This window comes from Streptomyces sp. GESEQ-4, from assembly GCF_017948455.1.
Lineage (GTDB): Bacteria > Actinomycetota > Actinomycetes > Streptomycetales > Streptomycetaceae > Streptomyces.
Genome location: NZ_JAFFSU010000011.1, coordinates 122,106 through 145,389 on the forward strand (window position 1 = coordinate 122,106; position 23,284 = coordinate 145,389).

The 23,284-nt window shown below is 70.2% G+C and carries 18 protein-coding genes and 1 riboswitch; of the genes, 7 read left to right on the forward strand and 11 right to left on the reverse strand.

All coding sequences use genetic code 11. The features are described 5' to 3' along the window. Position 1: 1 nt before the first annotated feature. Positions 2 to 184: riboswitch (cyclic di-AMP (ydaO/yuaA leader) on the reverse strand. A gap of 177 nt (positions 185 to 361) precedes the next feature. From KCH48_RS22180 to KCH48_RS22195, 4 genes are all read right to left on the reverse strand, one after another. Continuing rightward, positions 362 to 1,327 (reverse strand): transglycosylase family protein, encoded by a 966-nt coding sequence (locus KCH48_RS22180; protein WP_210576420.1) that lies wholly within the window; start codon positions 1,325 to 1,327, stop codon positions 362 to 364. A gap of 403 nt (positions 1,328 to 1,730) precedes the next feature. After that, positions 1,731 to 2,993, reverse strand: a complete 1,263-nt coding sequence (locus tag KCH48_RS22185; protein WP_210576421.1) for a cytochrome P450 — start codon at positions 2,991 to 2,993, stop codon at positions 1,731 to 1,733. After that, positions 2,990 to 3,967: a nucleoside triphosphate pyrophosphohydrolase gene (locus tag KCH48_RS22190; protein ID WP_210576422.1), complete on the reverse strand. Its 978-nt coding sequence runs from the start codon at positions 3,965 to 3,967 to the stop codon at positions 2,990 to 2,992. Before KCH48_RS22190 ends, KCH48_RS22185 begins: the two co-directional genes overlap by 4 nt. A 69-nt stretch (positions 3,968 to 4,036) precedes the next feature. Beyond that, entirely contained in the window at positions 4,037 to 4,684 is a 648-nt protein-coding gene (locus KCH48_RS22195; protein WP_210576423.1) for a SurA N-terminal domain-containing protein, read from the reverse strand. A gap of 236 nt (positions 4,685 to 4,920) precedes the next feature. On the opposite strand from KCH48_RS22195, the gene KCH48_RS22200 reads away from it, so the two are divergent. After that, positions 4,921 to 5,226: a hypothetical protein gene (locus KCH48_RS22200; RefSeq protein WP_210576424.1), complete on the forward strand. Its 306-nt coding sequence runs from the start codon at positions 4,921 to 4,923 to the stop codon at positions 5,224 to 5,226. A 13-nt stretch (positions 5,227 to 5,239) separates the two neighbouring features. On the opposite strand, the gene KCH48_RS22205 is transcribed toward KCH48_RS22200, so the two are convergent. The 4 genes from KCH48_RS22205 to KCH48_RS22220 form a co-directional block, all read right to left on the reverse strand. Beyond that, positions 5,240 to 6,727 (reverse strand): serine/threonine-protein kinase, encoded by a 1,488-nt coding sequence (locus KCH48_RS22205; RefSeq protein ID WP_282615167.1) that lies wholly within the window; start codon positions 6,725 to 6,727, stop codon positions 5,240 to 5,242. Positions 6,728 to 6,765: 38 nt separating this feature from the next. Further along, on the reverse strand, positions 6,766 to 7,416 hold the full coding sequence (locus KCH48_RS22210; RefSeq protein ID WP_210576426.1) for a hypothetical protein: 651 nt from the start codon (positions 7,414 to 7,416) through the stop codon (positions 6,766 to 6,768). Positions 7,417 to 7,623: 207 nt separating this feature from the next. Continuing rightward, on the reverse strand, positions 7,624 to 8,367 hold the full coding sequence (locus KCH48_RS22215) for an N-acetyltransferase (protein ID WP_210576427.1): 744 nt from the start codon (positions 8,365 to 8,367) through the stop codon (positions 7,624 to 7,626). Between the two features lie 15 nt (positions 8,368 to 8,382). Further along, a complete protein-coding gene (locus KCH48_RS22220) occupies positions 8,383 to 9,108 on the reverse strand; it encodes an HNH endonuclease family protein (protein WP_210576569.1) in 726 nt (241 codons plus the stop codon). A gap of 149 nt (positions 9,109 to 9,257) precedes the next feature. On the opposite strand from KCH48_RS22220, the gene KCH48_RS22225 reads away from it, so the two are divergent. Next, on the forward strand, positions 9,258 to 9,443 hold the full coding sequence (locus KCH48_RS22225; RefSeq protein ID WP_210576428.1) for an antitoxin: 186 nt from the start codon (positions 9,258 to 9,260) through the stop codon (positions 9,441 to 9,443). A 121-nt stretch (positions 9,444 to 9,564) separates the two neighbouring features. Here the strand turns inward: KCH48_RS22225 and mfd are convergent, their stop codons facing one another. From mfd to KCH48_RS22240, 3 genes are all read right to left on the reverse strand, one after another. Further along, entirely contained in the window at positions 9,565 to 13,095 is a 3,531-nt protein-coding gene (mfd, locus tag KCH48_RS22230) for a transcription-repair coupling factor (protein ID WP_210576429.1), read from the reverse strand. 428 nt (positions 13,096 to 13,523) lie between these two features. Next, positions 13,524 to 16,088 (reverse strand): ABC transporter permease, encoded by a 2,565-nt coding sequence (locus tag KCH48_RS22235; RefSeq protein ID WP_210576430.1) that lies wholly within the window; start codon positions 16,086 to 16,088, stop codon positions 13,524 to 13,526. Continuing rightward, positions 16,085 to 16,873, reverse strand: coding sequence for an ABC transporter ATP-binding protein (locus KCH48_RS22240; protein WP_210576431.1), 789 nt, complete (start codon positions 16,871 to 16,873; stop codon positions 16,085 to 16,087). The genes KCH48_RS22235 and KCH48_RS22240 overlap by 4 nt, the downstream gene beginning before the upstream one ends. A gap of 444 nt (positions 16,874 to 17,317) precedes the next feature. Here KCH48_RS22240 and KCH48_RS22245 point away from each other — a divergent pair, with 444 nt between their 5' ends. The 5 genes from KCH48_RS22245 (at position 17,318) to KCH48_RS22265 (ending at position 23,226) form a co-directional block, all read left to right on the forward strand. Continuing rightward, entirely contained in the window at positions 17,318 to 18,817 is a 1,500-nt protein-coding gene (locus KCH48_RS22245) for an MFS transporter (protein ID WP_210576432.1), read from the forward strand. After that, a complete protein-coding gene (locus tag KCH48_RS22250) occupies positions 18,814 to 19,311 on the forward strand; it encodes a GNAT family N-acetyltransferase (RefSeq protein WP_210576433.1) in 498 nt (165 codons plus the stop codon). Before KCH48_RS22245 ends, KCH48_RS22250 begins: the two co-directional genes overlap by 4 nt. A gap of 271 nt (positions 19,312 to 19,582) precedes the next feature. Then, positions 19,583 to 20,422, forward strand: coding sequence for a helix-turn-helix transcriptional regulator (locus KCH48_RS22255; protein WP_210576434.1), 840 nt, complete (start codon positions 19,583 to 19,585; stop codon positions 20,420 to 20,422). Beyond that, positions 20,394 to 20,609, forward strand: a complete 216-nt coding sequence (locus tag KCH48_RS22260) for a DUF397 domain-containing protein (protein ID WP_210576435.1) — start codon at positions 20,394 to 20,396, stop codon at positions 20,607 to 20,609. Before KCH48_RS22255 ends, KCH48_RS22260 begins: the two co-directional genes overlap by 29 nt. A 220-nt stretch (positions 20,610 to 20,829) precedes the next feature. Continuing rightward, on the forward strand, positions 20,830 to 23,226 hold the full coding sequence (locus KCH48_RS22265; protein WP_210576436.1) for a hypothetical protein: 2,397 nt from the start codon (positions 20,830 to 20,832) through the stop codon (positions 23,224 to 23,226). The last annotated feature ends 58 nt before the right edge of the window (positions 23,227 to 23,284 follow it).

Genomic DNA, 23,284 nt, shown 5'->3' on the forward strand with positions numbered 1-23,284 from the left:
TTGATCCCCTCACCGACGCCTGCGAGGTGAGCTGTCGGGTTCGGGCCGGTTGAGTTGCCCGGCCATGTCTCGTACGAGGCTCTCGTCCCGTACGGGGCACGGCTTCACCCCAAGCCGCTCGGTCAACTGACCGGCGCGGCGCTTACCTTGGGTCCCCCGCTCCTGCCTACGGCGCTGTTAAGCGACGACTGTTCCCGTGCGGCCACTGGCAGGATTCGGCGTTGTGGCAGCCGGGGCTCGTGTTGGCGAGCGGTGATGACCGTAGACACGCGATCCGCGGAATTTCAAAGACGATCAGGGCTTCTGAGACTCATCCCACACTTTCACCGAACCGGACATTCAGCGTGAAACCATGCCTCAACTACCGTTGGTTTTCGACCGTTTCGACACCGACTTCGAGGGTCTGACCGGGGATGATGAGGTCCGGGTCGGTACCGACGGTTCCCTTGTTCTCGGCGTAGAGCGCACGCCATCCGCCGCTCACCTCAAGGGAGTCGGCGATGGTCGCGAGAGTGTCCCCGGCGCGGACGCTGTAACCCTCACCCTCGTCCGCACTGGCACCCCGATGCTTACCGGTTCCGGCGCCGGTGCCGGGGCCGGTGTCCGTAAGGTACGAAGAACCGCCGCTTGGGACTGAATTGTCCGCATCGCCACCGTCGCTGGAACCCGCGGAGGGACTCGCGGAGTCCTGTGAGGCACTCGGGCTGGATTCGACGAACGTGTCCGACTTGGCCGAGTTGTCCGCCGCATCCGACGGCTCGTCGGAGGGAGACGGGGAGGACGAGGAAGGGGAAGCCGAGGGGGACGACTCTGAAGACTCTGAAGACGAGGACGACTCAGGCGAGTCGAACAAACCGGGTGAGTCGGAGGAGTCGGAGGAAGTGTCGGGCGACGCGGACGGTTCGGCCGATGCCTCGCCCGGCAGGCCCGTGTCGACGTTCGCCGAGCGGGAGTCCTCGCCGAGACCGTGGAGCAGTCCGCATGTGGGCCACGCGCCGGCGCCCTGGTCCGCGAGGATCTTCTCGGCGACGGCTATCTGCTGGGAACGGCTGGCCTGGTCGGGGCTCGGGGCGTAGTCCAGGCCGCCGTACCGCTCCCAGTCCTCCTGGGTCAACTGCAGCCCGCCCAAGAACCCGTTGCCGCTGTCGGCGCTCCAGGCGCCGCCGCTCTCGCACTCCGCGACCTTGTCCCAGGTGCTGCCGTCGGCCGCGCTCGCGCCGCTCGCACCGAGGAGGGGGATGGCGATGGCGGAGCCGGTCACTCCGGCCGCGACGAGCAGGGCCGGGGCCTGACGGGGGCGACGGTGACGACCGTTCCCGGAGAGCATGCGGGTGCCTTTCGCGAGACAGCAGGGACCGGCGCGGCGGGTGAGGCTGGGGGGCCGCGCTGATCCGTGAACGTATAGGCAGGCCCTCACTTGTCACAAGTTAATGCCGCGTAGATCACGTGAAGATCACAGACATGAGTGCGTGTCAGCTTTGCGCAGGTGAGGCGAGTTGGCCAGGTGGCGCGAACTCGACGGCGAGTCATCAGTTGGGCGGCGTGTACGCGACCGGCAGGCCACCAGCCCGGCGGCGCGACCGCGACCGCCCCGGCATCAGCCCGGCGGCGAGCGCGACCAGTTGGCCATCAGCGCGGCGGCGCGAACGCGACCAGTTGGCCATCAGCCCGGCGCCGCGAACCCAACCCGCAGACCACCAGCCCGGCGGCGTGAACTCGACCGGCAGATATCAGCCCGGCGGCGTGAACTCCACCGGCAGGGTGCGTAGGCCGCGCATGATGAGGCCGCCGCGCCATCTCAGGTCGGTGGGGTCCGCCGCGAGTCGTAGGTCGGGGAGGCGGGTGAGGAGGGTGGCGAGGGCTGTCTGGCCCTCCAGGCGGGCGAGGGGGGCGCCGAGGCAGTAGTGGATGCCGTGGCCGTATCCGAGGTGCTGGTTGTCACGGCGGCCGAGGTCGAGGACGTCGGGGTCGGTGAACCGCTCCGGGTCCCGGTCGGCCGCGGCGAGGACGACGAGGACGGGGTCGCCGGGCGCGATCGCCTGCCCGCCGAGAGTGAGCGGCTCGGTGGCGAACCGCCAGGTGGCGAGCTCCACGGGGCCGTCGTAGCGCAGGAGTTCCTCGACGCCGGTTTCCAGGAGGGCGGTGTCGTGGGCGGCGAGGGACCTCTCGAGGCGGGCTCGCTGCTCGGGGTGAGTGAGGAGCGCGTACGTGCCGTTGCCGATGAGATTGACGGTCGTCTCGAAGCCGGCGAACAGAAGGATGAAGGCCATCGCCGCGGCCTCGTTCTCGGAGAGGTGCTCGCCGTGGTCGGAGGCGCGGATGAGACCGGAGATGAGGTCCTCGCCGGGCGTGGGTTCGGCGGGGAGGGCCTCGCGCTTGCGGTGGATGAGGTCGGCCAGATAGCCCCGCATCTTCTTCACCGACCGCGCGACCCCGCCCCGGGGCCCGCCCTGATGACGGATCATCATGCCCGCCCAGTCCCGGAAGTCGTCCTGGTCCTCACGGGGGACGCCGAGCAGATCGCAGATCGCATAGATGGGGAGCGGGAACGCGAACTCGTGGATGAGGTCGGCGGATCCCTTCTCGGCGAACCCGTCGATGAGGTCGTCGGCGAGTTCCTGGACGCGGGGCGCGAACTCGGCGACGCGGCGCGGGGTGAACGCCTTGGAGACCAGCCTGCGCAGCCTGGTGTGGTCCGGCGGATCGATGTTCAGCAGATGCGTCATCAACTCGGCCTTGCGCTCACCGGGGATGCCGGTCTTGCCCTTGGCGTGCGAAGGCTCGTCATGGTGCGCCGGGTTCTTGGAGAGCCGCCCGTCGGCGAGTGCCTGCTTGGCGTCGGCGTACCGGGTGACCAGCCACGCCTCCACACCGCTGGGCAGCCGCGTCCGGTGGACCGGGGCGTGCTCGCGGAGCCAGGCGTAGGCGGGGTAGGGGTCGCTCGCGAACTCCCAGGTGAACAGCTCGGGGGCGGGAGCGGGGTGCGCGCTCATACCCCCTCCGTCTCCCGGATCGCGTCCCGGTAAGCCCGGGCCGCCGCTCGCAGCGCGGCCTCCGGGTCGACCCCGTCGGCCTCGGCGCGGGACGCGAGCGCCAGCAGGTCGTAGCCGACGCCCTCGGCCTTCGGCAGCGGCACGTCCAGTCCCGCCGTGCGCACGCGCGACGCCAGCTTCGCCGCGAGGGCGAGGCCGGGCTGGCCGAGGGGGACGCCGTCGGTCACCGACGTCCGCTGCTTCTCGGCCGCCTTGGTGCGCAGCCAGTGCTCCTTGACCTCTTCGGGGGTCGTCGCCGTCTCGTCGCCGAACACGTGCGGGTGGCGGTGGATGAGCTTGGTGACGATGCCGCCCGCCACGTCGTCGATGGAGTAGGGGGAGCCGGTGTCCTCCTCGGCGATGCGGGCGTGGAAGACGACCTGGAGCAGGACGTCCCCCAGCTCCTCGCGGAGTTCATCGGCGTCGCCGTCCTCGATCGCCTCGACGAGTTCGTACGCCTCCTCGATCGCGTATTTCGCCAGGCCCTTGTGGGTCTGCTGCGACGACCAGGGGCACTCGTTGCGGATCCGGTCCATGACCTGGACGAGGTCCAGGAGACGGGCGCCCGGCAGGTCGTACGAGGCGGGCAGCAGCTCCAGGTCGGGCATGTGGAAGCGGCCCGATCCCGCGAGCCGTGCGAGGCCGTCCGTCAGGGCCGGTTCGCCCTCGCCCGTGGCGACGACCACCACCGTCCGCCCGCCGGCGCAGATGTCGACCAGTTCCTCGGCGGTCGGGGACGCCTCGTCCACCGATATGCCTGCCTCCCGCAGATACGGCAGCTGCGGGTGCGCGCCGTCCGCGCACAGCACCCGGTCGGCGCCGTGCAGTGTCTGCCACGCGGACCAGGACAGCAGTCCGGGCGCGACGCGGTGGCTGGTGGTGAGCAGGATGATGCGGCCGGGGGCCTGTTCTGCTTCTGCGCTGGTTGCGTTCACTCCCCGAACGTAACGCACCCCGCTGACGGCGCCCCGAGTTATCCACAGGGGGCGGTTGCCGCCGTTCCGTTACGCCGTTTCCCGCGTCCCCGTCGCCGTGACCTCCCGGACCCACGGGGTCTTCGCGTCGACGCGGCTGCTCTTCTCGACGTCCCAGGCGCCGTAGCGCGGGTTGAGGTCGACGTTCAGTTTGTCGGAGGCCTCGGACAGAGCCTGCCAGAAGGCGGGCTGGCCGGTGTCCGTGCCGAGCCTCTCGGCGAGTTTCTGGGCCTCCAGCTGGAGGCGGAGGTTCTCGTCGAGGCGCTCCGGGGGGACGCCGTACTGCTGGAGCCAGGTCGTCTCCAGCCCCTTGGCGCCGCCGGCTTGCTCCTCCAGGGAGGCCCGCATCTCCTGGATCTCCTTGCGGGAGACGGTCACGCCCGCGTCCTGGGCGGCGCGGTGCAGCACCTGGTCGAGCACCATGCCGTGCAGGGTGTCGCGGGTGAGGCTGCCGGTCTTGGCGATGGCCTGCTCGTACTGCGCCTCGTCCGCGACGACCGCGCGCTGGGCCTCGCGTACCTCGCTGACCCTGTTCTCCAGCTGGGAGACGGTGATCCGCTGTCCACCGACGACGGCTGCCGCGCCGGGGTGCGCGTCGTTTCCGCACGCGGTGAGAAGGGGGGCCGCTGCGACGATCGCGGCGGAGAGGAGGAGCGCGGTACGACGGCGGCGGTGCAAGGAAGCCTCCCGAGGAGATTGTGCGGCGGTGCACAAAGTCTTGCGGTGATCGATGTTAGGCAGTGGCCAAGCTCTGGCCAACCCATTCGACCAACGATTCATCAGGACTTCGGGCACCTGGGATCCCGTCGAGTCGCACGTACGGCCCTCGATGAAGGGCCGGGTCTGCCGGACCCGCCTAGCGTCAAGGTGAAAGCCGGCGCCGACCGCGCCGTGCTCCGAGGCAGAGGAGTCCCATGTCCGTCGTCCTGAATCTGCGCTGGCCGGAGATCACCCCCGAGGTGTACGAGGCCTCTCGCTCCGAGGTCCGCTGGGAGGAGGAGCCCCCGGACGGCCTGGAGCTGCATGTGTCGTGGTATGCCGCGGACGGCTTCCACGTGCTCGACGTGTGGCGTACGGAGGACCACTTCGAGCGGTTCGTCGAGGAGCGGCTCGCGCCCGTGATCAAGGGCAAGCTGGGCGTCGAGGGCGACCCCGTCTACGAGTTCACCCCCATGCACCGGCGGTTCGTGGCCCCCGGGGTCGCCGGAGCGTCCTCGTAGAACACGGCTCGGGCTAGCCGCGCACCTGCCCCAGCCACTGCAGTGTCCGGCGGATGTCCGTGGCGAGTGGGTGGCCGGGGCCGTGCAGGCGCTCCACGTCGAGTACCAGGCGGGCGAGGGTGTCGTGGGCGGCGCCGCGGTCGCCGAGGGCGAGGAGGAGGTGGCCGATGCGGCGGCGCACGTCGTGGGAGAGGTGGGGGTCGCCGGCGACGTACTGGTTCTCGTAGTACGGCAGGAGCGTGCGGTACTCCGCGAGTGCCGCCGCCGGTTCGCCGAGCTGTTCGAGGCACTGGGCGGCCTCGTAGCGGAAGCGCAGGGACTGGGGGTCGGCCTGGCCGGCCTCGGCGGCGCGTTCGTCGGCGAGGCGGCGGAGTTCGGGCAGCGCGCGCCGGTACTGGCCGTCGTCCATGAGCGTGGCCGCGTACTGCTTGCGCAGGGTGCGTACGACCGGGGAGTTCTCGCCGTGCTGTTCGGCGGCGACGGGCAGGATCGCGCCGAGGATGTCGACGGCCTGGGTGATGCGGCCCTCGCCGAGGAGGCGCTTGACCTCGTCCACGGCGCGGGCGACGTCCGGTTTCTCGGCGACGGGCGGGACGACGGGGGCGGGCTGCGGCGCGGGGGTGCGGGCGCGGTCCGGCCAGGGGGCGTGCGGGCGCAGGAAGGGGCGTCTGGGGTCGAGGGGCGCCGCGGTGGGTGTCCCGCGCCCGGGCAGGAGCGGCGCGAGGTGCTCGTACACCTCCTGCGCGGAGGCGGGCCGGTGCTGCGGGTCCTTGGCGAGCAGTCCCAGGACGAGCGTTTCGAGCGACTCGGGGACTTCGGGGCGGATGCGGCGCACGGGCACCGGGGGCTCGTACAGGTGCCGGTGCAGCACGCCGAGCGCTGTCGAGCCCGCGAACGGGACGTCGCCGCTGAGGAGTTCGTGCAGCACGACGCCGAGTGCGTACAGGTCGGTGTACGGGCCGACCGCGCCGCCCATCGCCTGCTCGGGGGCCATGTAGGCGGGCGAGCCGATGGGGGTGCCGGTGTGGGTGAGGCGGGTGGTGTCGGTGTCCATGACGTGGGCGACGCCGAGGTCGAGGACGGTGATCGTGCCGTCCTGCTTCACCATCACGTTGCGCGGCTTGAGGTCGCGGTGGACGATCGGCACCGCGTGCACGGCGCTCAGGACGGCGCACAGCTGCGCGGCGACCGCGGCCGCCCACTGCCAGGGGTACGGGTTGCGCCCGGCGAGATGACCGGCGAGGTCGACGCCGTCGACGTACTGCATGACGAGGAACAGCTCCTCGCCCGCGGTGCCCGCGTCATGCACCGTCACCAGGCCGGGGTGGTCGACCTGTGCGGTCACCCGGCACTCGCGCTCGAAGCGGCGGTGCAGTTCGTCGGCCTCGTGGCCGGCGACCTTGTCGGGGCGCAGCAGCTTCACCGCCACGCGCCGGTCGAGTCGCTGGTCGTAGGCCGTCCAGACCTGGCCCATGCCGCCCTGCCCGACGAGGGTGGACAGGGCGTACCGGCCGGCGACGACGCGTCCTGCCCCCACGGTCACCTTCCGCTCTCGTGGTTGCCGTCGTGCTTGCGCAGATAGTCACTGAGCTCGTCGAGCTCGGCGCGCACCTGGTCGATCCGGGCCGGGGCGGGGCGCTGCGGCGGGGTGGGTATCGGCGTCCGGTCCGCGGGGGCCGGGGGCATCGGGGGCGGGAAGTGCGGGGCGGCCGGGGTCTGCGGCGCGGTGGTGGTGGTGTACGGCGTCGACTGCTGCGGGTAGCCCTGCCCCGGTATCGGCGTCTGCCCCGGCATCGGCGTCTGCCCCGGTATCGGCGTCTGCCCCGCGCCGTACGCACCGGCGCCCTGGCGGAGCCGCTGGAAGTGGCGTATCTCGGCCACGAGGTAGTACGGGACGCTCGCCATCAGCGAACCCACCAGCAGGAAGAACCCGAGGTAGCCGGCCAGGCCGGTGATCTCGGCGGGCTCGGAGTCGAGCAGCCCGATCGCGACGATGTCGACGGCGATCAGAGCCCCGAGCAGGATCCAGTCGCGCATCTTGCGGGTGACGACCGCCAGGCGCAGCAGCATCGGCCAGGCGAGGAAGCCGATGCTGATGATCGAGAGGGTCACGAACACCACACGCAGCAGTACCAGCCGCAGCGTCGGGGGCGGCTGCTTCACCGGCTGCGGGTAGCCGTGGCCATGCATGACTGCTCCTGGTGCCTGAAGTGGGGCGTACGGAACCCTCGGCGTCGTCCCACGCGGGCGCGACGCCGGTGGCGCGATTGTTCGGTCCGAGCGTATAGGCCGACACCGACAACCGGTCCGGGTTGTATCGAACCGTTGTCGTACCGACCAGTCCCTACGCCCGCCCGGGCGCCGGTCCCCACGCCCTCCCAGGCGAGAGCCGCACCCTCACACTGCGTGCCGCATCCACACGTTGGGCTCGACATACACGGCGTACCCCTGCTCCGGTTCGCACCGCACCGGCACCAGGGCGCCCGGCACCTCGATGTCGCCGGCGGTGTCGAAGGGCAGGCCCGTCCAGCCGCGCCACTGCTCCAGCGAGCCGGTGACGGTCATGGAAGCCGGGGCGATGGAGTCGATGACGGCGCCTGCGCGGGCGTGGACGCGCAGCCAGGGGTCGTGCGGGAGCCCGTCGGGGCGCACGCGGTGGGCGTACTCCTCGATGGGCGTGCGCACTTCGAGGTGCTTGGCGCTGGGCCGGACCGGGGCGACGACCTCGCCGAAGCCGTGCGCCCGGGCGTTCTCGCGCATCGCCGACAGCATGCGGCCGGACAGTCCGCGCCCCTGGGCGTGCGGGGCGACGGTGACGGAGATGGCGCTGACCGTGTCGGGCCGCACCCCACGGCGCAGATCGCTGAAGGCCCACACGAGCACCTCGTCCCACCCGCGCGCGGGCAGTTGCCCCCGCCCTTCGGCGGCGAGGGCGAAGGGCACGCTCTTGGCGTGCGCCACGATCTCGCCCGTCTCGTCCTCGGCGAACAGCACGAACTCCGGGAGTTCGGCGGCGATCCGCGGATAGTGCGCGTCGCCCACGGCGTCGTTGATGACGAACTCCGCCCAGCTGTTGGGCATTTCGACGATCCGCTCACGCGCCTCGGGCCTCTCGGCCAGGCTCCATATCTTCAGCTCCATGCGGTCACCGTAGGTTCAGCCTCCGCACTGGCGCAGCATCATTTCCTTGTCGGGTGCCGTCACCGGCAGCTCGTATTTGACGGAGACCTGGGCGAAGCGGACCACGTAGGAGCAGCGGATCCGTTTGTTCGGCGGGAGCCAGGACGCGGGTCCTGAGTCGCCTTTGGAGCTGTTGGCGCGGCCCTGGGCCGGGATCAGGTTGAGCGGGTCGTTCGCCAGTTGCTCGCGTTTGTCCTCGGACCAGCGTGCGGCGCCCATCTGCCAGCTGTAGGACAGCGGCACCATGTGGTCGATCTGCACCTCGGTGGCCTTCTGCTTGCGCCACTCGATGGTCGTCCCGGTGTACGGGTCGCGCAGCGTCATGGAGATGACGACACAGTCCGAGCCGGAGCGGAAACGGATGTCCTCGCCGTCCCGTTGGAGGAGGTCGTTGCGGGTGTCGCAGCCGTTGCGGGCCAGCGGTACACCGTCCGCCGTGTCCATCCAGGCGTAGCCGAACTCGTCGCGGCCGTAACCCGTCTTCGGGCCGCGCCCCTTGGTCGCCACCTTCTCGATCAGCGCCCGCGCCTCGGCCCGGTCGGCGTCCGAGGTGAGGGGCGCGAGGCCCGGTTTCGTCCCGTCCGGGTTGTCGAACGGGCTGGTGCCGGAGCCGGAGGGTCCGTCGGAGCTGGAGGGCTCGCTGTCGGCCTCGGGCAGATCGACGTTCTCGCAGCCCGCGAGCAGTAGTGCCGTGCCGAGCATGACGGCGGCGGCGGCCGCCCCACCCCTGAGTTGTTTCACGTTGGCCCACGGTAGCGGCCCAGAGGTCCAGACCATAGAGGCCTTTAAGGGGCATTCGCCTCAAGTCGGGCGTATGGTCGGTTCTGAGTCACCTCCGGAAGGAGATCTGGATGGGCATCTTCGACAAGTTCAAGAGCAACAAGGCGGCGCAGGAGAAGGCCAAGGGCGCCTCCGACACCGCGGAACAGAAGATCAACGAGAAGACGGGCAACAAGTACGAGAGCCAGGTCGACCAGGCGCAGCAGAGGGCCGAGGGCGCCATGGGCATGGATCGCGACAGGCCCGAACAGCCGTAGCCACCAGACTCACGGAGGACAACGGAGGACAGCAGACCAGGCCGTCCGCGGACACCCACGTCCCGCGGACGGCTTCACACACTCCGGCGGCCTTACGACCCGCGAATCACCCCCCGCGGCCCTACGACCCCAGGATCGACGCCAGGAACTCCCCGACCCAGCCGAGCAACTCCCGCCCGACCAGCGGCTTCCCGCCCACCTTCGCGGTCTTCGGACGCGGCACCAGCAGCTGGTGGGCGGCGGGCTTGATGACCGTCCCCGGGTACAGCCGCTTGACGCGCAGTTCCTGCGACTCGCGCAACTCCACCGGCGCGAAGCGGATGTTGTTGCCCTGGAGGACGATCTCGCCGACGCCGCACGCGCGCGCGAGCATCCGGAGTCCGGCCACCAGCAGCAGGTTCTCCACCGGCTCCGGCAACTTGCCGTAGCGGTCGACGAGTTCCTCGCGTACGGACTTGATGTCCTCCTCCGTGTTGGCGGAGGCGATGGACCGGTAGGCCTGCAGCCTGAGGCGCTCGCCCGGCGCGTAGTCGTGCGGGACGTGCGCGTCCACCGGCAGCTCGATCTTGACCTCCAGCGGCGGCTCCTCCTCGACACCGCCCTCCAGGGAGGCCCGGTAGTCCGCCACCGCCTCGCCGACCATCCGGACGTACAGGTCGAAGCCGACGCCCGCGATATGCCCCGACTGCTCGCCGCCCAGGAGGTTTCCGGCGCCGCGGATCTCCAGGTCCTTCATGGCGACGTACATGCCCGCGCCCATCTCGGTGTGCTGGGCGATGGTCGCGAGCCGCTCGTGGGCCGTCTCGGTCAGCGGCTTCTCCGGCGGGTACAGGAAGTACGCGTAGCCACGCTCACGTCCACGGCCCACACGCCCGCGCAGCTGGTGCAGCTGGGACAGGCCGAAGTTGTCGCCGCGCTCCACGATGAGCGTGTTGGCATTGGAGATGTCGATGCCGGACTCCACGATCGTCGTCGACACCAGCACGTCGTACCGCTTCTCCCAGAAGTCGACGACGACCTGCTCCAGCGCCTGCTCCGACATCTGGCCGTGGGCCGTCGCGATGCGCGCCTCGGGCACGATCTCGCGCAGCCGCGCCGCCGCCCGGTCGATGGACTCGACGCGGTTGTGGATGTAGAAGACCTGGCCCTCGCGCAGGAGTTCACGGCGGATGGCCGCGCCGATCTGCTTCTCCTCGTACGGCCCGACGAAGGTCAGCACCGGGTGGCGCTCCTCCGGCGGTGTGGTGATCGTCGACATCTCGCGGATGCCGGTGACCGCCATCTCCAGGGTGCGCGGGATGGGGGTCGCGGACATCGTCAGGACGTCGACGTTCGCGCGCAGCTTCTTCAGCTGCTCCTTGTGCTCGACGCCGAAGCGCTGTTCCTCGTCGACGATGACCAGGCCGAGGTCCTTGAACTTGGTCTCGGAGGAGAACAGCCGGTGCGTGCCGATGACGACGTCCACCGAGCCCTCGCGCAGGCCCTCCAGGGTGGCCTTCGCCTCCGTGTCCGTCTGGAAGCGGCTCAACGCCCGGACGTTGACCGGGAATTGCGAGTACCGCTCGCTGAATGTGCCGAAGTGCTGCTGAACCAGCAGGGTCGTCGGGACGAGCACGGCGACCTGCTTGCCGTCCTGGACGGCCTTGAAGGCGGCGCGGACCGCGATCTCCGTCTTGCCGTAGCCGACGTCGCCGCAGACCAGGCGGTCCATGGGGACCGACTTCTCCATGTCCTCCTTGACCTCGGCGATGGTGGTGAGCTGGTCGGGCGTCTCCACGTACGGGAAGGCGTCCTCCAGCTCCCGCTGCCACGGGGTGTCCGCGCCGAAGGTGTATCCGGGCGCCGCCATGCGCGCGCTGTACAGCTTGATCAGGTCCGCGGCGATCTCCTTGACCGCCTTCTTCGCGCGGGCCTTCGTCTTCGTCCAGTCGGCGCCACCCAACCGGTGCAGGGTCGGGGCCTCACCGCCGACGTACTTGGTGATCTGCTCCAGCTGGTCGGTGGGGATGTAGAGCCGGTCGCCGGGCTGGCCGCGCTTGGCGGGGGCGTACTCCACGACCAGGTACTCGCGGGTCGCGCCCTGCACCGTGCGCTGCACCATCTCGATGTACCGGCCGACACCGTGCTGCTCGTGCACGATGTAGTCGCCCGCCTCCAGGGTCAGCGGGTCGATGGTCTTGCGGCGCCGCGCGGGCATCCGGGCGCCGTCCTTGCCGGCCGCCTTCTGCCCGGAGAGGTCGGTCTCGGTGAGGACCGCGAGCTTCAGCGCCGTATCGACGAAGCCGTAGTCGATCGAGCCGCACGCCACGTGCACGACGGACGGGGAGATCTCGCCGAGGTCCGCGTCGAGCCGCGCGGCGATGCCCTCGCCGCCGAGCACCTCCACGGTCCTGGCCGCCGGGCCGTGCGCCTCCGTCACGTACACCGCGCGCCAGCCGTCGGCGAGCCAGCCCTTGGTGTCGGCGAGCGCCCGCGCGGTGTCCCCGCGGTACGACTCCGGCGCGTGCATGCCGAGCTTGAGCGTGTCCGCGTCGAGCTCCTCGTCCGCCGCGAACGGCGACACCGACCACCACATCATGTCCAGCTCGCGCGCCCGGTCCCGGACGTCGGCGATGGACCACAGGGAGGCCGCGTCGACGTCGATCGGCGCGTCGCCGCCGCCCGCGGTGGCCGCCCAGGAGGCCTGCAGGAACTCCTGCGACGTCGCCACGAGATCCGAGGCACGCGTGCGTACCCGCTCCGGATCGCATACGACGGCCATGGCGCCCTTCGGCAGTACGTCGATCAGCAGCTCCATGTCGTCGACGAGGACCGGCGCGAGGGACTCCATGCCCTCCACCGCGATCCCCTCGGCGATCTTGCCGAGCAGCTCACCCAGCTCCGGGTGGGCCTCGGCGAGGGCACGCGCGCGTGCCCTCACGTCGTCCGTGAGCAGCAGCTCGCGGCAGGGCGGCGCCCACAGGCCGTGCTCGGCGACCTCCAGGGAGCGCTGGTCGGCGACCTTGAAGTAGCGGATCTCCTCGATGTCGTCGCCCCAGAACTCCACCCGCAGGGGGTGTTCCTCGGTGGGCGGGAAGACGTCCAGGATGCCGCCTCGTACGGCGAACTCACCGCGCTTCTCGACGAGCTCCACGCGCGCGTACGCGGCGGCGGCGAGGGCCTCCACGACGGTGTTCAGGTCGGCGCTCTCGCCGGTGCGCAGGGCGACGGGTTCCAGGTCGCCGAGGCCCTTGACCTGAGGCTGGAGCACGGAACGCACCGGCGCCACGACCACGGAGACCGGGCCCGTCTCCGGGTCGTCGGCCCTGGGGTGGGCCAGGCGGCGCAGGACGGCGAGGCGGCGGCCGACGGTGTCGCTGCGGGGGCTGAGGCGCTCGTGCGGGAGGGTTTCCCACGACGGGTACTCCGCAATGCCCTCCGGGGGGAGCAGGGAGCGGAGGGCTGCCGCCAGGTCCTCCGCCTCGCGGCCGGTCGCGGTCACCGCGAGGACGGGGCGGCCGGACTCGCGGGCCAGCGCGGCGACGGCGAAGGGGCGGGCCGCTGGGGGGCCGACCAGGTCGATGTGCATGCGGTTGCCGTCTGCGGCCGCCTTGGTCGCTTCCGCGAGGGCGGTGTCCTTGACGACGGCATCGAGCAGACCGTGCAGGCTCATGTGGAGGGGGCTTCCGTCCGGGGGGTGGGCAACACGAAGGGCCCGACTCGTCACACGGGCCGGGGGTCTCCAGCGTACGTCGGCGTCGGCGCGGGTGTCGGGGGCTGTGGATAACCCCGGTTTTCTTCGCCCCCGCCGCCCCTACCCGTCCCATCCCTGGGGGCTGCGCCCCCAGACCCCCGCTTCGGCCTGAACGGCCTCGTCCTCAAACGCCGGACGGGCTATGAACAGCCCCTCCGGCGTTTGAGGAGCGGGGGTCCAGGGGGCGGAGCCCCCTGGCGGGGTTGAAGGGGCGGAGCCCCTGGAGGATGGGACGGGTAGGGGCGGCGGGGGCGAGATCCGCGCCGGCATGCACGAACCCGGTGCCGGAGAGTCCCCCAAGACTCCCCGGCACCGGGCCCTTCCCCCGCAACCCCCGTATGCGGTGGCTATTCGGTCGCGATGGCGTTCAGGACGTTCATGCGGCCTGCCCGGAACGCCGGGATGAGGGCGGCGAAGAGGCCGACGAAGGCCGAGCCGATGAACACGCCGCCGATCGTCACCCAGGGGATCTCCAGGACGTTGAGGCCCTCCAGGGCGAGGAGCTTCTGGGCGGTGGCGCCCCAGCCCATGCCCAGGCCGAGCCCCAGCAGCGCGCCGAACAGGGCGATGACCACCGACTCCATGCGGATCATCCGGCGCAGCTGGCGCCGCGAGAGGCCGATCGCCCGCATCAGGCCGATCTCCCGCGTCCGTTCCACCACCGAGAGGGCCAGGGTGTTCACGACACCCAGCACCGCCACGATGATCGCCAGGGCGAGCAGGCCGTAGACCATGTTCAGGAGCTGACCGACCTGGTCCTTCAGTTCCTGCTTGTAGTCGGTCTGGTCGCGGACCTGGTACTGCGGGTACGGCTCCAGCGCCGTCTTCAGAGCGGCGTACGCCTGGTCCTGCTGCCCGTCCTTGGCCTTGGCGAACATGATCTCGTTCGGCGGGATCTTGTCGGCGGGCACGTACTTCCGCATCGTCTCGATGCTGGTGTAGAGCGCGCCCTGGTCGATGGCGGTGTCGTCGTCGGTGATGGCGGCGACCTTGAGCTTCGCCGTCTCGCCGCCCTTGAAGGCGACGGTGATGGTGTCACCGACGCGGACGCCGTGCTTCTTGGCGTAGTCGGTGCCGACCGACATGGCGTCCTTGCCGTACGCGGCCGGCAGGCTGCCCGCCGTGGTGGCGCGGCGCAGGTCCTCCGCGTACGTCGGGTCGGCGGCGGTGAGGCTGGTGTCGTCCGTCTTGCCGTCCGGGGAGGTCAGCTTGGCTTCGACGTCCTTGTAGGAGGTGACGTGGGCCAGGCCCGGGCTCTGCTCCATCGCCTTCTGGGCCTGCGGCACGATCCGCTGGTTGCCCTGGACGATGAAGTCCGCGCCGACCGACTTGTCGAGCTCGCTGGTGGCCGAGGCGACCATCGAGGAGCCGACGACCGACAGACAGGCGACGAGTGCGAGGCCGATCATCAGGGCCGCGGCGGTGGCGCCGGTGCGGCGCGGGTTGCGCAGCGCGTTGCGCTCGGCCATGCGGCCGACGGGACCGAAGGCCCGCAGCAGCACCGCGCTGATCACCCGGACGACCGCGCCCGCCAGCAGCGGGCCGATGACGACGAAGCCGATGAGGGAGAGGACGATCCCCGCGCCCAGCATCAGCGCGCCCTCGCTCGCCTTGTCCGCGCTCGCCGCGGTGAAGAGGGCGAACCCGCCGGCACCCGTGAGCACCGTGCCGATCACGCCGCGGATCCAGCCCGCCTTGACGTCGGCCGGCGTACCGGCGTCGCGCAGTGCGGCCATCGGGGAGACCTTGCCGGCGCGGCGGGCCGGCAGATAGGCGGCGAGGACGGTGACGACGACACCGAGGATCACTCCGGCGACCGGGGTGCTGACCTTGATGGTGAGGTCGTCGGTGGAGAGGTTCATCCCGGCCATCGACATGAGCTTCATCAGGCCGATCGCGATACCGACCCCGGCGGCGACGCCGAGGAGGGAGCCCACGACACCCAGGAACAGCGCCTCGACCAGCACGGAGCGGTTGACCTGCCTGCGGGACGAACCGATCGCCCGCATCAGGCCGATCTCGCGGGTGCGCTGGGCGACCAGCATCGAGAAGGTGTTGATGATCAGGAAGATGCCGACGAGGAAGGCGATCCCGGCGAAGCCGAGCATGGCGTACTTGATGACGTCCATGAACTCGCCGACGTCCTTGCGGTTCTCGTCCGAGGTCTCCTGCTGCGTCTGGATCTTGAATGTGCCGTCCAGGGCCTGCGCGACGTTCTGCTTGAGCTGCGTGTCGGAGACGCCCGCCGCGGCGGTGACGTTGAACTGCGTGAACCGCCCGGTGGAGCCGAGGAGTTCGCGCTGGGCGGTGTCGGTGTCGAAGTAGACGACGGAGGCGCCGGGGTTGGTCACCTTGAAGGTGGCGATGCCGACGATCTTCGCGGTGAAGTCACCGGTCTGCGCGATGGTGCGCAGTTCGTCGCCCAGCTTCAGGTCGTGCTTGTCGGCGGTGTCGGCGTCGACCATCACCTCGGTCGGCCCGCGCGGGGCGTGTCCGGAGGTGATCTCCATGGAACGCAGGTCGTTCTTGGTCCAGTTGCCGGCGATGGTGGGCGCGCCGGTCGTCGACCCCATGTTCTTGTTGTCGCTGTTGACGACGGTCACGTTCATCGAACTGACCGCGCCCTCGGCCGACTTGACGCCCTCGGCCTGCTGGGCCCGCGCCAGCAGCGAGGCGGGCAGCGACTCCGGGACGCCGTTCTGCGGGGCCTCGTCGGTCTTGGCCTCCTTCGGGGAGACCGTCACGTCGGAGGACGTCGTCGCGAAGAGCTTGTCGAACGTCGTGTTCATGGTGTCGGTGAACACGAGCGTGCCGCACACGAACGCCACCGACAGCAGCACCGCGACCGCGGAGAGGGCCATGCGGCCCTTGTGCGCGAAGAAGTTGCGCATCGAGGTCTTCAGGACGGTCATGACGTACGTCCCCGGGCGTCGAAGTCCTTCATCCGGTCGAGGACGGCCTCGGCGGTCGGCTTGTACATCTCGTCGACGATGCGCCCGTCGGCGAGGTACAGCACGCGGTCGGAGTACGAGGCGGCCACCGGGTCGTGGGTGACGATCACGATGGTCTGCCCCAGCTCGTCCACGGACCGCCGCAGGAACCCGAGCACCTCGGCGCCGGCCCGCGAGTCCAGGTTCCCGGTCGGCTCGTCACCGAAGATGATCTCCGGCCGGGCGGCCAACGCGCGGGCCACGGCGACACGTTGCTGCTGCCCGCCGGACAGCTGCGTCGGCCGGTGCTTGAGCCGGTCACTCAGCCCCACGGTGTCGACGACCCGCCCCAGCCACGCCTTGTCGGGCTTCCGCCCGGCGATGTCCATGGGCAGCGTGATGTTCTCTATCGCGTTGAGCGTCGGCAGCAGGTTGAACGCCTGGAAGATGAACCCGATCCGGTCCCGGCGCAGCTGCGTGAGCTTCTTGTCCTTCAGCCCGGTGATCTCGGTGTCGTCGAGGTGGATCTGCCCGGACGTCACAGTGTCGAGCCCGGCGAGGCAGTGCATCAGGGTGGACTTGCCGGACCCCGAAGGGCCCATGATCGCGGTGAACTGCCCGCGAGCGATGTCCACGTCCACGTGGTCCAGGGCGACGACGCGGGTCTCACCGGACCCGTACGCCTTGACGACCTGCCGCGCCCGCGCGGCAACGGCCGTACGCCCTCCAGTACCCCCGTGCCTGGGAATGGTCACAGCCGATGTCACGGTATGTCTCCTATGTCGGTCAGCAGATGAAACGTGTTGGTTCAGCGGAACCGTGCGTTGGTGCGGTGGTGCGCTCGTGCGTGAGATTCGGTACTCGGTACGCCCATGAGTCTGGTCGCGGCAGGGGGTCCTGCGCGCTGGTGCCCGACCCCGTCTTTTCCTGGGGAAAACCCCACCCCCGCGGGTTCGGTACGGCGCCCCCCTCGGCGTAAAGCCAGGTTAAGGACGACCCCGTACCCGTCACGTCCTCCAGGGGTACGAACCCTCCCCGAGCCCTAGTACGGAGGGACCCCTAGGGGCAGTCCACCCATCGGTGGAGCGCGCCTCAGGGTTCTCTCCACCCTCGGACGCACTCAGCCTCCACCCTCCCGCGACGTGAGGCTCAAGTGCGATGCTGGCGCGCGGAAGATAGATGCAAGGGGAATGCATGGGGAAGGAAGCCCGGTGGGCAGTACGAGACCCGCGATAGGCGACACCGCACAGCGCACCGGAACCGAGAAGCGGGGAGCCGTCGTAGCGGCCCTCATGCTCGCGATGGCGCTGGCGGCCCTGGACTCCACCATCATCTCCACGGCCGTACCGCAGATCGTCGGCGACCTCGGCGGCTTCTCCGTCTTCTCCTGGCTCTTCTCCGGCTACCTCCTGGCCGTGACCGTCACCCTCCCCCTCTACGGCAAGCTCTCCGACACCTTCGGCCGCAAACCGGTACTGATCGCGGGCGCGGTGCTGTTCCTGCTGGGCTCGCTGCTGTGCGCGGTGGCCTGGAACATGGGGGCGCTGATCGCGTTCCGGATCGTGCAGGGCCTGGGCGGCGGGGCCCTCCAGGGCACGGTCCAGACGCTGGCAGCCGACATGTACCCACTGAAGGAACGCCCGAAAATCCAGTCCAAGCTGTCGACGGTGTGGGCGGTGTCGGCGGTCGCCGGACCGGGTATCGGCGGGATCCTGGCGGCGTACGCGGACTGGCGCTGGATCTTCCTGATCAACCTGCCGATCGGCGCGGTCGCACTGTGGCTGATCGTCCGGTACCTCCACGAACCCGAACGCGAACGCGCCGCACGCGCGCGTGTCGACTGGGCCGGCGCACTCGCGGTGTTCGCCTGCGGCGGCGTACTGCTGACGGCACTGGTGCAGGGCGGCGTGGCGTGGCCCTGGCTGTCCGCACCATCCCTGGCGTTGTTCGGTACGGGACTCGCGCTCGTCGCGGTCGTGGTGATCGTCGAGCGGAGAGCCCGCGATCCGATCATCCCCGGGTGGGTATGGCGGCGCCGCACGATCGCGGCGGTGAACCTGGCACTGGGCGCCCTCGGCCTGCTGATGGTGGCACCGACGGTGTTCCTGCCGACGTACGCCCAATCAGTCCTCGGCCTGGCCCCGGTGGCCGCCGGCTTCGTCCTGTCCGTCTGGACCCTGAGCTGGCCGATCTCGGCGGCATGCAGCCAGCACGTGTACCGGCGCATCGGCTTCCGCAACACGGCGATGCTGGGAGCGGGATCGGCGTCTTTGCTCCTGCTGGCGTTCCCCTTCCTCCCCTACCCGGGCCAGGCCTGGCAACCGGCCCTGCTGATGCTGCTGTTGGGCGCGGCCCTCGGCCTCTTCCAACTCCCGCTGCTCGTAGGCGTGCAATCGACGGTCGGCTGGGAGGAACGCGGCACGACGACCGCCTCGGTCCTCTTCTGCCGCCAAACCGGCCAGACGATCGGCGCGGCGGTCTTCGGCGCGGTGGCCAACAGCGTGCTGGCCGCACGGCTGGGCGGCGCGAGCGACCTGGACTCGGTGACACGGGCGCTGGACGCGGGCGCCGCGTCGGAATCGGTACGGCGGGCGATCGCGGACGCGGTGCACGCGGTGTACTTGGGGGCGGCGGGGGCGGCGGCGCTGGCGTTCGTGGTGCTGTTGTTGATGGCGCCGAGGCGGTTTCCGGTACTCAAGGAGGAAAGGTGAGGCCCACCGTGAGGCTGGAACGGCTGCGCGCTGACCACGCGCGCGTGCTGCTCGCTTTCGAGCGGGAGAACAGGGAGTACTTCGCCCGCTCGATACCGGATCGCGGGGACGCGTACTTCGCCGACTTCGCCGCCGTGCACGAGGCGCGGCTCGCCGAACAGGACGCCGGGGTCTGCCACTTCCACGTCATCGTCGATGACGAAGGGCGTCTGATCGGGCGCGTCAATCTGATCGACGTCGAGGACGGCTCGGCGGAACTCGGCTACCGCGTCGGCGAACACGCGGCAGGCAAGGGCGTCGCCACGGAGGCGGTCGCCGAGATGTGCCGGGTTGCCGGTACGACGTACGGCCTGACATCCCTGATCGCCGTCACCACCCTGGACAACCGAGCCTCCCGGGCCGTCCTGGAACGGAACGCCTTCACCGCCGTAGAAGACATCACCATCGACGACCGCCCCGGCATCCGCTATCGCCGCTCACATCTCGGGCACTGACAGGGCGGGAAGCGGCCGGCGAGGTCAATTGGGGCGTCCTTCCGAGACGGCTGGTACGTCACTTCCGGCCCCCAGGTCCGCCCACCATCCCGGGACACCCGCAGAGTCATCGACGCCCCGATGAGCCCCTTCTCCTTCTCCTCATCCCACTGCTCCATGCCAACGCCCTTCACTTTGCGTGTTGTTACATGCACAGAGTGACGTCACCGTGGGTACGCTCGGAAGGTAGCTGAGCGTGACAACGAGGTCCGCACGGAGGGGTTGTGAACAGGTGGCGATCGAGGACAATCCGCGGTCGAGGGAGCAGTACGGCGCGGAGCTGAAGCGGAGGCGTGAGGCGGCGGGGCTGACGCAGGAGGAGCTGAGCCAGCGTGCGGTGATGTCGCGCACGCACATCGCGCATATCGAGGCGGGGCGGCGAAGGCCGGATGTGGAGGATGCGCGGCGACTCGATCAAGTGCTGGGGGCGGATGGGTTCTTCGAGAACTTCCTGCCCATCCTGGACGGTCGCAAGGTAGCGGAACACTTCGAAGAGGCCTTGGAGTTCGAGGGCAAGGCAACTGAGATCCGGGAGTACGCCCCCAAGTTGGTGCCGGGCATCCTTCAGACTCCGGCGTATGCACGCGAGGTACTCAGCTCGGGTGCATCGCCCAAGAGCACCGAGGAACGTGACGAGCTCCTCGTCACACGTCTCGAACGGGCCCGCATCCTCGAGGACTTCCACTCGCCGAAGGTGTGGATGCTGCTCGACGAGGCGGTTCTACTGCGACCCGTCGGCAGCCCGGCTGTGATGTGCGAACAGCTCCGTCACATCGTGACTCTTGGCGAGAGTCACCGCATCCGGGTCCACGTCCTCCCTTTCTCGGTCGGCTACCACGCCCTGCTGGAGGGCTTCGTCTCCCTCATGTGGTTCGAGGACCTCCCACCCATCGCCTATGTGGAAGGCTTGAAGTCGGGCCGGGTATGGGAACTCCCGTCCGTGGTCCGCCAATGCCAGGTGGCCTACGATCATGCGCTGGGCGACGCGTTGTCGCACCGCCAGTCCCTGGCGCTGATCAGGTCGGTCGCGGAGGATTATGCGAATGAAGCGCAACGAGCACAGCATCCCTGACGCCTCTGTCCTGACCTCGTGGCGCAAGTCGACCTACAGCGGCGGCAGCAGCGGCGACTGCCTCGAAGTGAACGACACCGCTCGCCCCGCCCACGTCCCCGTCCGCGACAGCAAGAACCCGACCGGCCTGGCTCTCCTCTTCTCGGCCCCCGCCTGGTCGGCATTCGTGACGTCCCTCGCCAAGTGACCGTTGGGCCGCCCGCTTCTTGGCCAGTGTCGTGCTTCCGCGAGCCGAGTAAAGGGCGCTCCAACGGCCACGTACTGACAAAGGCTCAGGCTCACGTCCCCCGATCGGCAACCGCACAATTCCCCTAGGGAAGTCACCCCCCACCCCGGACCCCACCTTCAGGGTCCCGCCGTCCTCCCGAACGACGCCCCGCGCCACCCCGTCCGCGTCTGCTGGAGGCATGGACTTCAACAGGCGTACGGCACTTGCGGCGGGGCTCGGAGTCGTCGCGGCGGGTGTTCCCTCCGCGCAAGCAGCTCCAGGCACCGCCATGGCCACGGCCACGGCCACGACCACGACCACGACCACTGTCACTGTGCCGGGAGAATCCCCGGTGCGCACGAACATCCCCATCGCACGGGACCGGCGTGCATCCGGCGGGCGTTACCTCGCCCTGCTCACAACCGAGGAACCTCCCTCCGCACACGGCTGGTTCGCCACGTACCGCCTCAAGGCCCCCCACGCCGGCGTCTACGCCCTCACCGCCGTCGCCACCGCCCCCTTAGAGACCCCGCACACCGAGGCCGTCGCCTCGTATCTCCAACTGGGCATCAACAACGGCCCCTTCGTCGACCTCGCCCGCTCCCAGCCGCACTGGTACGACGACTCGAAGCCCGCCTGGGGTGACCTCTCCATACTCGACCTCGGCCGTGTTGAACTCCGGCGCGGCGACAACACATTGACCGTCCGCGTCCACGCCGAACCCGCCGTCCTCGACACCACCACCGCCTACGCCCTCTCCCTCGACCACCTCACCCTCCGCCTCCTCCACCGCCACCCCGCCCTGCACCAACTCACCGTCCCCCGCCACCGCGACGGCGAGATCGCCCGACTCCACCTGACCCTCGACGGGCACGCGACCCGCCCGTACGCCGTCCACTACACCGTCACTGATTACGACGGCCACCGCGTCGCCGACGGAGACGCCGCCATCCCCGTCGGCCGGACCACCGTGACCGTCGCCCTGCCGCACGGCCTCCCACCCGGCCACTACCGCGTCCACGCCGACAACGTCACCGGCGCCTTCGCCCGTCTCCCCGCCCGCCCCGCGCCCACCGGCACCGTCAGCCGCTTCGGTGTCAATATCTGGCACTCCTCTCTGATACCTCCGTCCCGCCTTCCCGAATTCGCCGCCGCCGTGAGGGACATGGGCGCCGGGTGGGTCCGCGACGGACAGTCCTGGCCCGTCGCCGAGCCTGCCCCGGGGACGTACGACACCGCCCACCACGACCGCGCGATCCGCACCCTGCGCGCCCATGACCTCGCCGTCCTCGACGCCCTCTCCCCCGCCCCCGAGTGGGCGATGACCGACGCCTCACTGCCGCTGCCCGCCGACCTCCGGCATGCCTATCGCTACGCCCGCCGCCTCGCGCAAGCCGGGCCCGAGGCGCTCCAGCTCTCCAACGAACCCGACGTCGACACCACCCGCAGCACCGGTGACGCCCATGCCGCGTTCGTGAAGGCGGCGGCGCTCGGCGTCAAGGACGCGTCCGACGCGCCGCCGCTCGTCGTTCTGCCGGGTATCGCGCAGGCCGGCCCCTTCCAGGATCTGATGCTGGCGAACGACGTCGTCCGGTACGCCGATGTCTGGGCCTTCCACGGCTACCCCGACCCCACCGCGCCGGGCGAGCCGGAGTTCCCCGGCGCGGCGGACGAGCAGCACGCGCTCGCCCGGCGGCACGGGGCGGACGTACCGCTGTGGATGACGGAGTGCGGGGCGTTCCAGATGACGCCCCGCGATCTGACGTCCGCGCAGGAGGTCGTACAGGCGCGGTACCTGGTGAAGTCGATGGTGGAGGGGCTGGCCGCGGGGAACGCCAAGCAGTTCTGGTTCGCCGGGCCGCCGCTGCACGACGACGGCGTGTACTTCGGGCTGCTCGACCGGGAGTTCGCCCCGCTGCCCGCGTACAGCGCCTTCGCCGCGCTGACTTCGCTGCTGGGGGCGGCACGGTTCGTGACGGCCCGGCAACTGGCGGACGGGGTCCGGGCCTTCGTCTTCGACAGCGGGCGTGGGGAGCTGGTGACGGTCGCATGGTCCACGAAGCGGGGCTTGCGGCGGCTCGACCTGCCGGGTGTGGCGTACGACATCATGGGGCGCCGGATCTCCGGGACCGTGACCGCCTCGCCCGATCCCGTCTACGTCGTTTCGCGTGCGCACTTCGAACCTTGCGGCGCACCTCAGGGCCGCCGCCGCCTCCCCTCCCCCGCCGAGCACATCGTCCTCAGCCAGCGCTACTCCGCCCGCAACGGCGCCCCCGGCAAGGACAACGGGGACGCGCCGCCGCCGTACGGGTATCGGCTGGGTCGGCGTACGCGCATGGTCGTCGACGTCTACAACTTCGGTGCGGCGGCTCGGTGGGTGACGGTCACGGGGCGTGGGGACGGTGGCTGGTCGGTGCGGGCGGGCAGTGGCTCGGGCCGGGTGCGGGTGCCCGGACGGGGGAGGGTCGCGGTTCGCTTCACTCTCGTCGCCGGGAGTTCCGTGCGGCGGCGTGTCGATCACCGGGTGACCTTCCGGGCGCGGCTCGACGATCAGGCCGACATACCCGTTTCCGTAGCGCTCGTTCACGTCAAGTAATCGTAAAAAGTCTGAGTTAATGCGGGTAACAGCCCAGGTCAGCGAAGGAAGCGCGTAC

What these genes read in the sequence shown, in the direction of transcription:
- KCH48_RS22210 (WP_210576426.1), bottom strand. Translation starts at nt 7,416, where the DNA reads ATGCATGGCCACGGCTACCCGCAGCCGGTGAAGCAGCCGCCCCCGACG.
- KCH48_RS22235 (WP_210576430.1), bottom strand. Translation starts at nt 16,088, where the DNA reads ATGACCGTCCTGAAGACCTCGATGCGCAACTTCTTCGCGCACAAGGGC.
- KCH48_RS22200 (WP_210576424.1), top strand. Translation starts at nt 4,921, where the DNA reads ATGTCCGTCGTCCTGAATCTGCGCTGGCCGGAGATCACCCCCGAGGTG.
- KCH48_RS22265 (WP_210576436.1), top strand. Translation starts at nt 20,830, where the DNA reads ATGGACTTCAACAGGCGTACGGCACTTGCGGCGGGGCTCGGAGTCGTC.
- mfd (WP_210576429.1), bottom strand. Translation starts at nt 13,095, where the DNA reads ATGAGCCTGCACGGTCTGCTCGATGCCGTCGTCAAGGACACCGCCCTC.
- KCH48_RS22225 (WP_210576428.1), top strand. Translation starts at nt 9,258, where the DNA reads ATGGGCATCTTCGACAAGTTCAAGAGCAACAAGGCGGCGCAGGAGAAG.
- KCH48_RS22180 (WP_210576420.1), bottom strand. Translation starts at nt 1,327, where the DNA reads ATGCTCTCCGGGAACGGTCGTCACCGTCGCCCCCGTCAGGCCCCGGCC.
- KCH48_RS22215 (WP_210576427.1), bottom strand. Translation starts at nt 8,367, where the DNA reads ATGGAGCTGAAGATATGGAGCCTGGCCGAGAGGCCCGAGGCGCGTGAG.
- KCH48_RS22260 (WP_210576435.1), top strand. Translation starts at nt 20,394, where the DNA reads ATGAAGCGCAACGAGCACAGCATCCCTGACGCCTCTGTCCTGACCTCG.
- KCH48_RS22220 (WP_210576569.1), bottom strand. Translation starts at nt 9,108, where the DNA reads ATGCTCGGCACGGCACTACTGCTCGCGGGCTGCGAGAACGTCGATCTG.
- KCH48_RS22185 (WP_210576421.1), bottom strand. Translation starts at nt 2,993, where the DNA reads ATGAGCGCGCACCCCGCTCCCGCCCCCGAGCTGTTCACCTGGGAGTTC.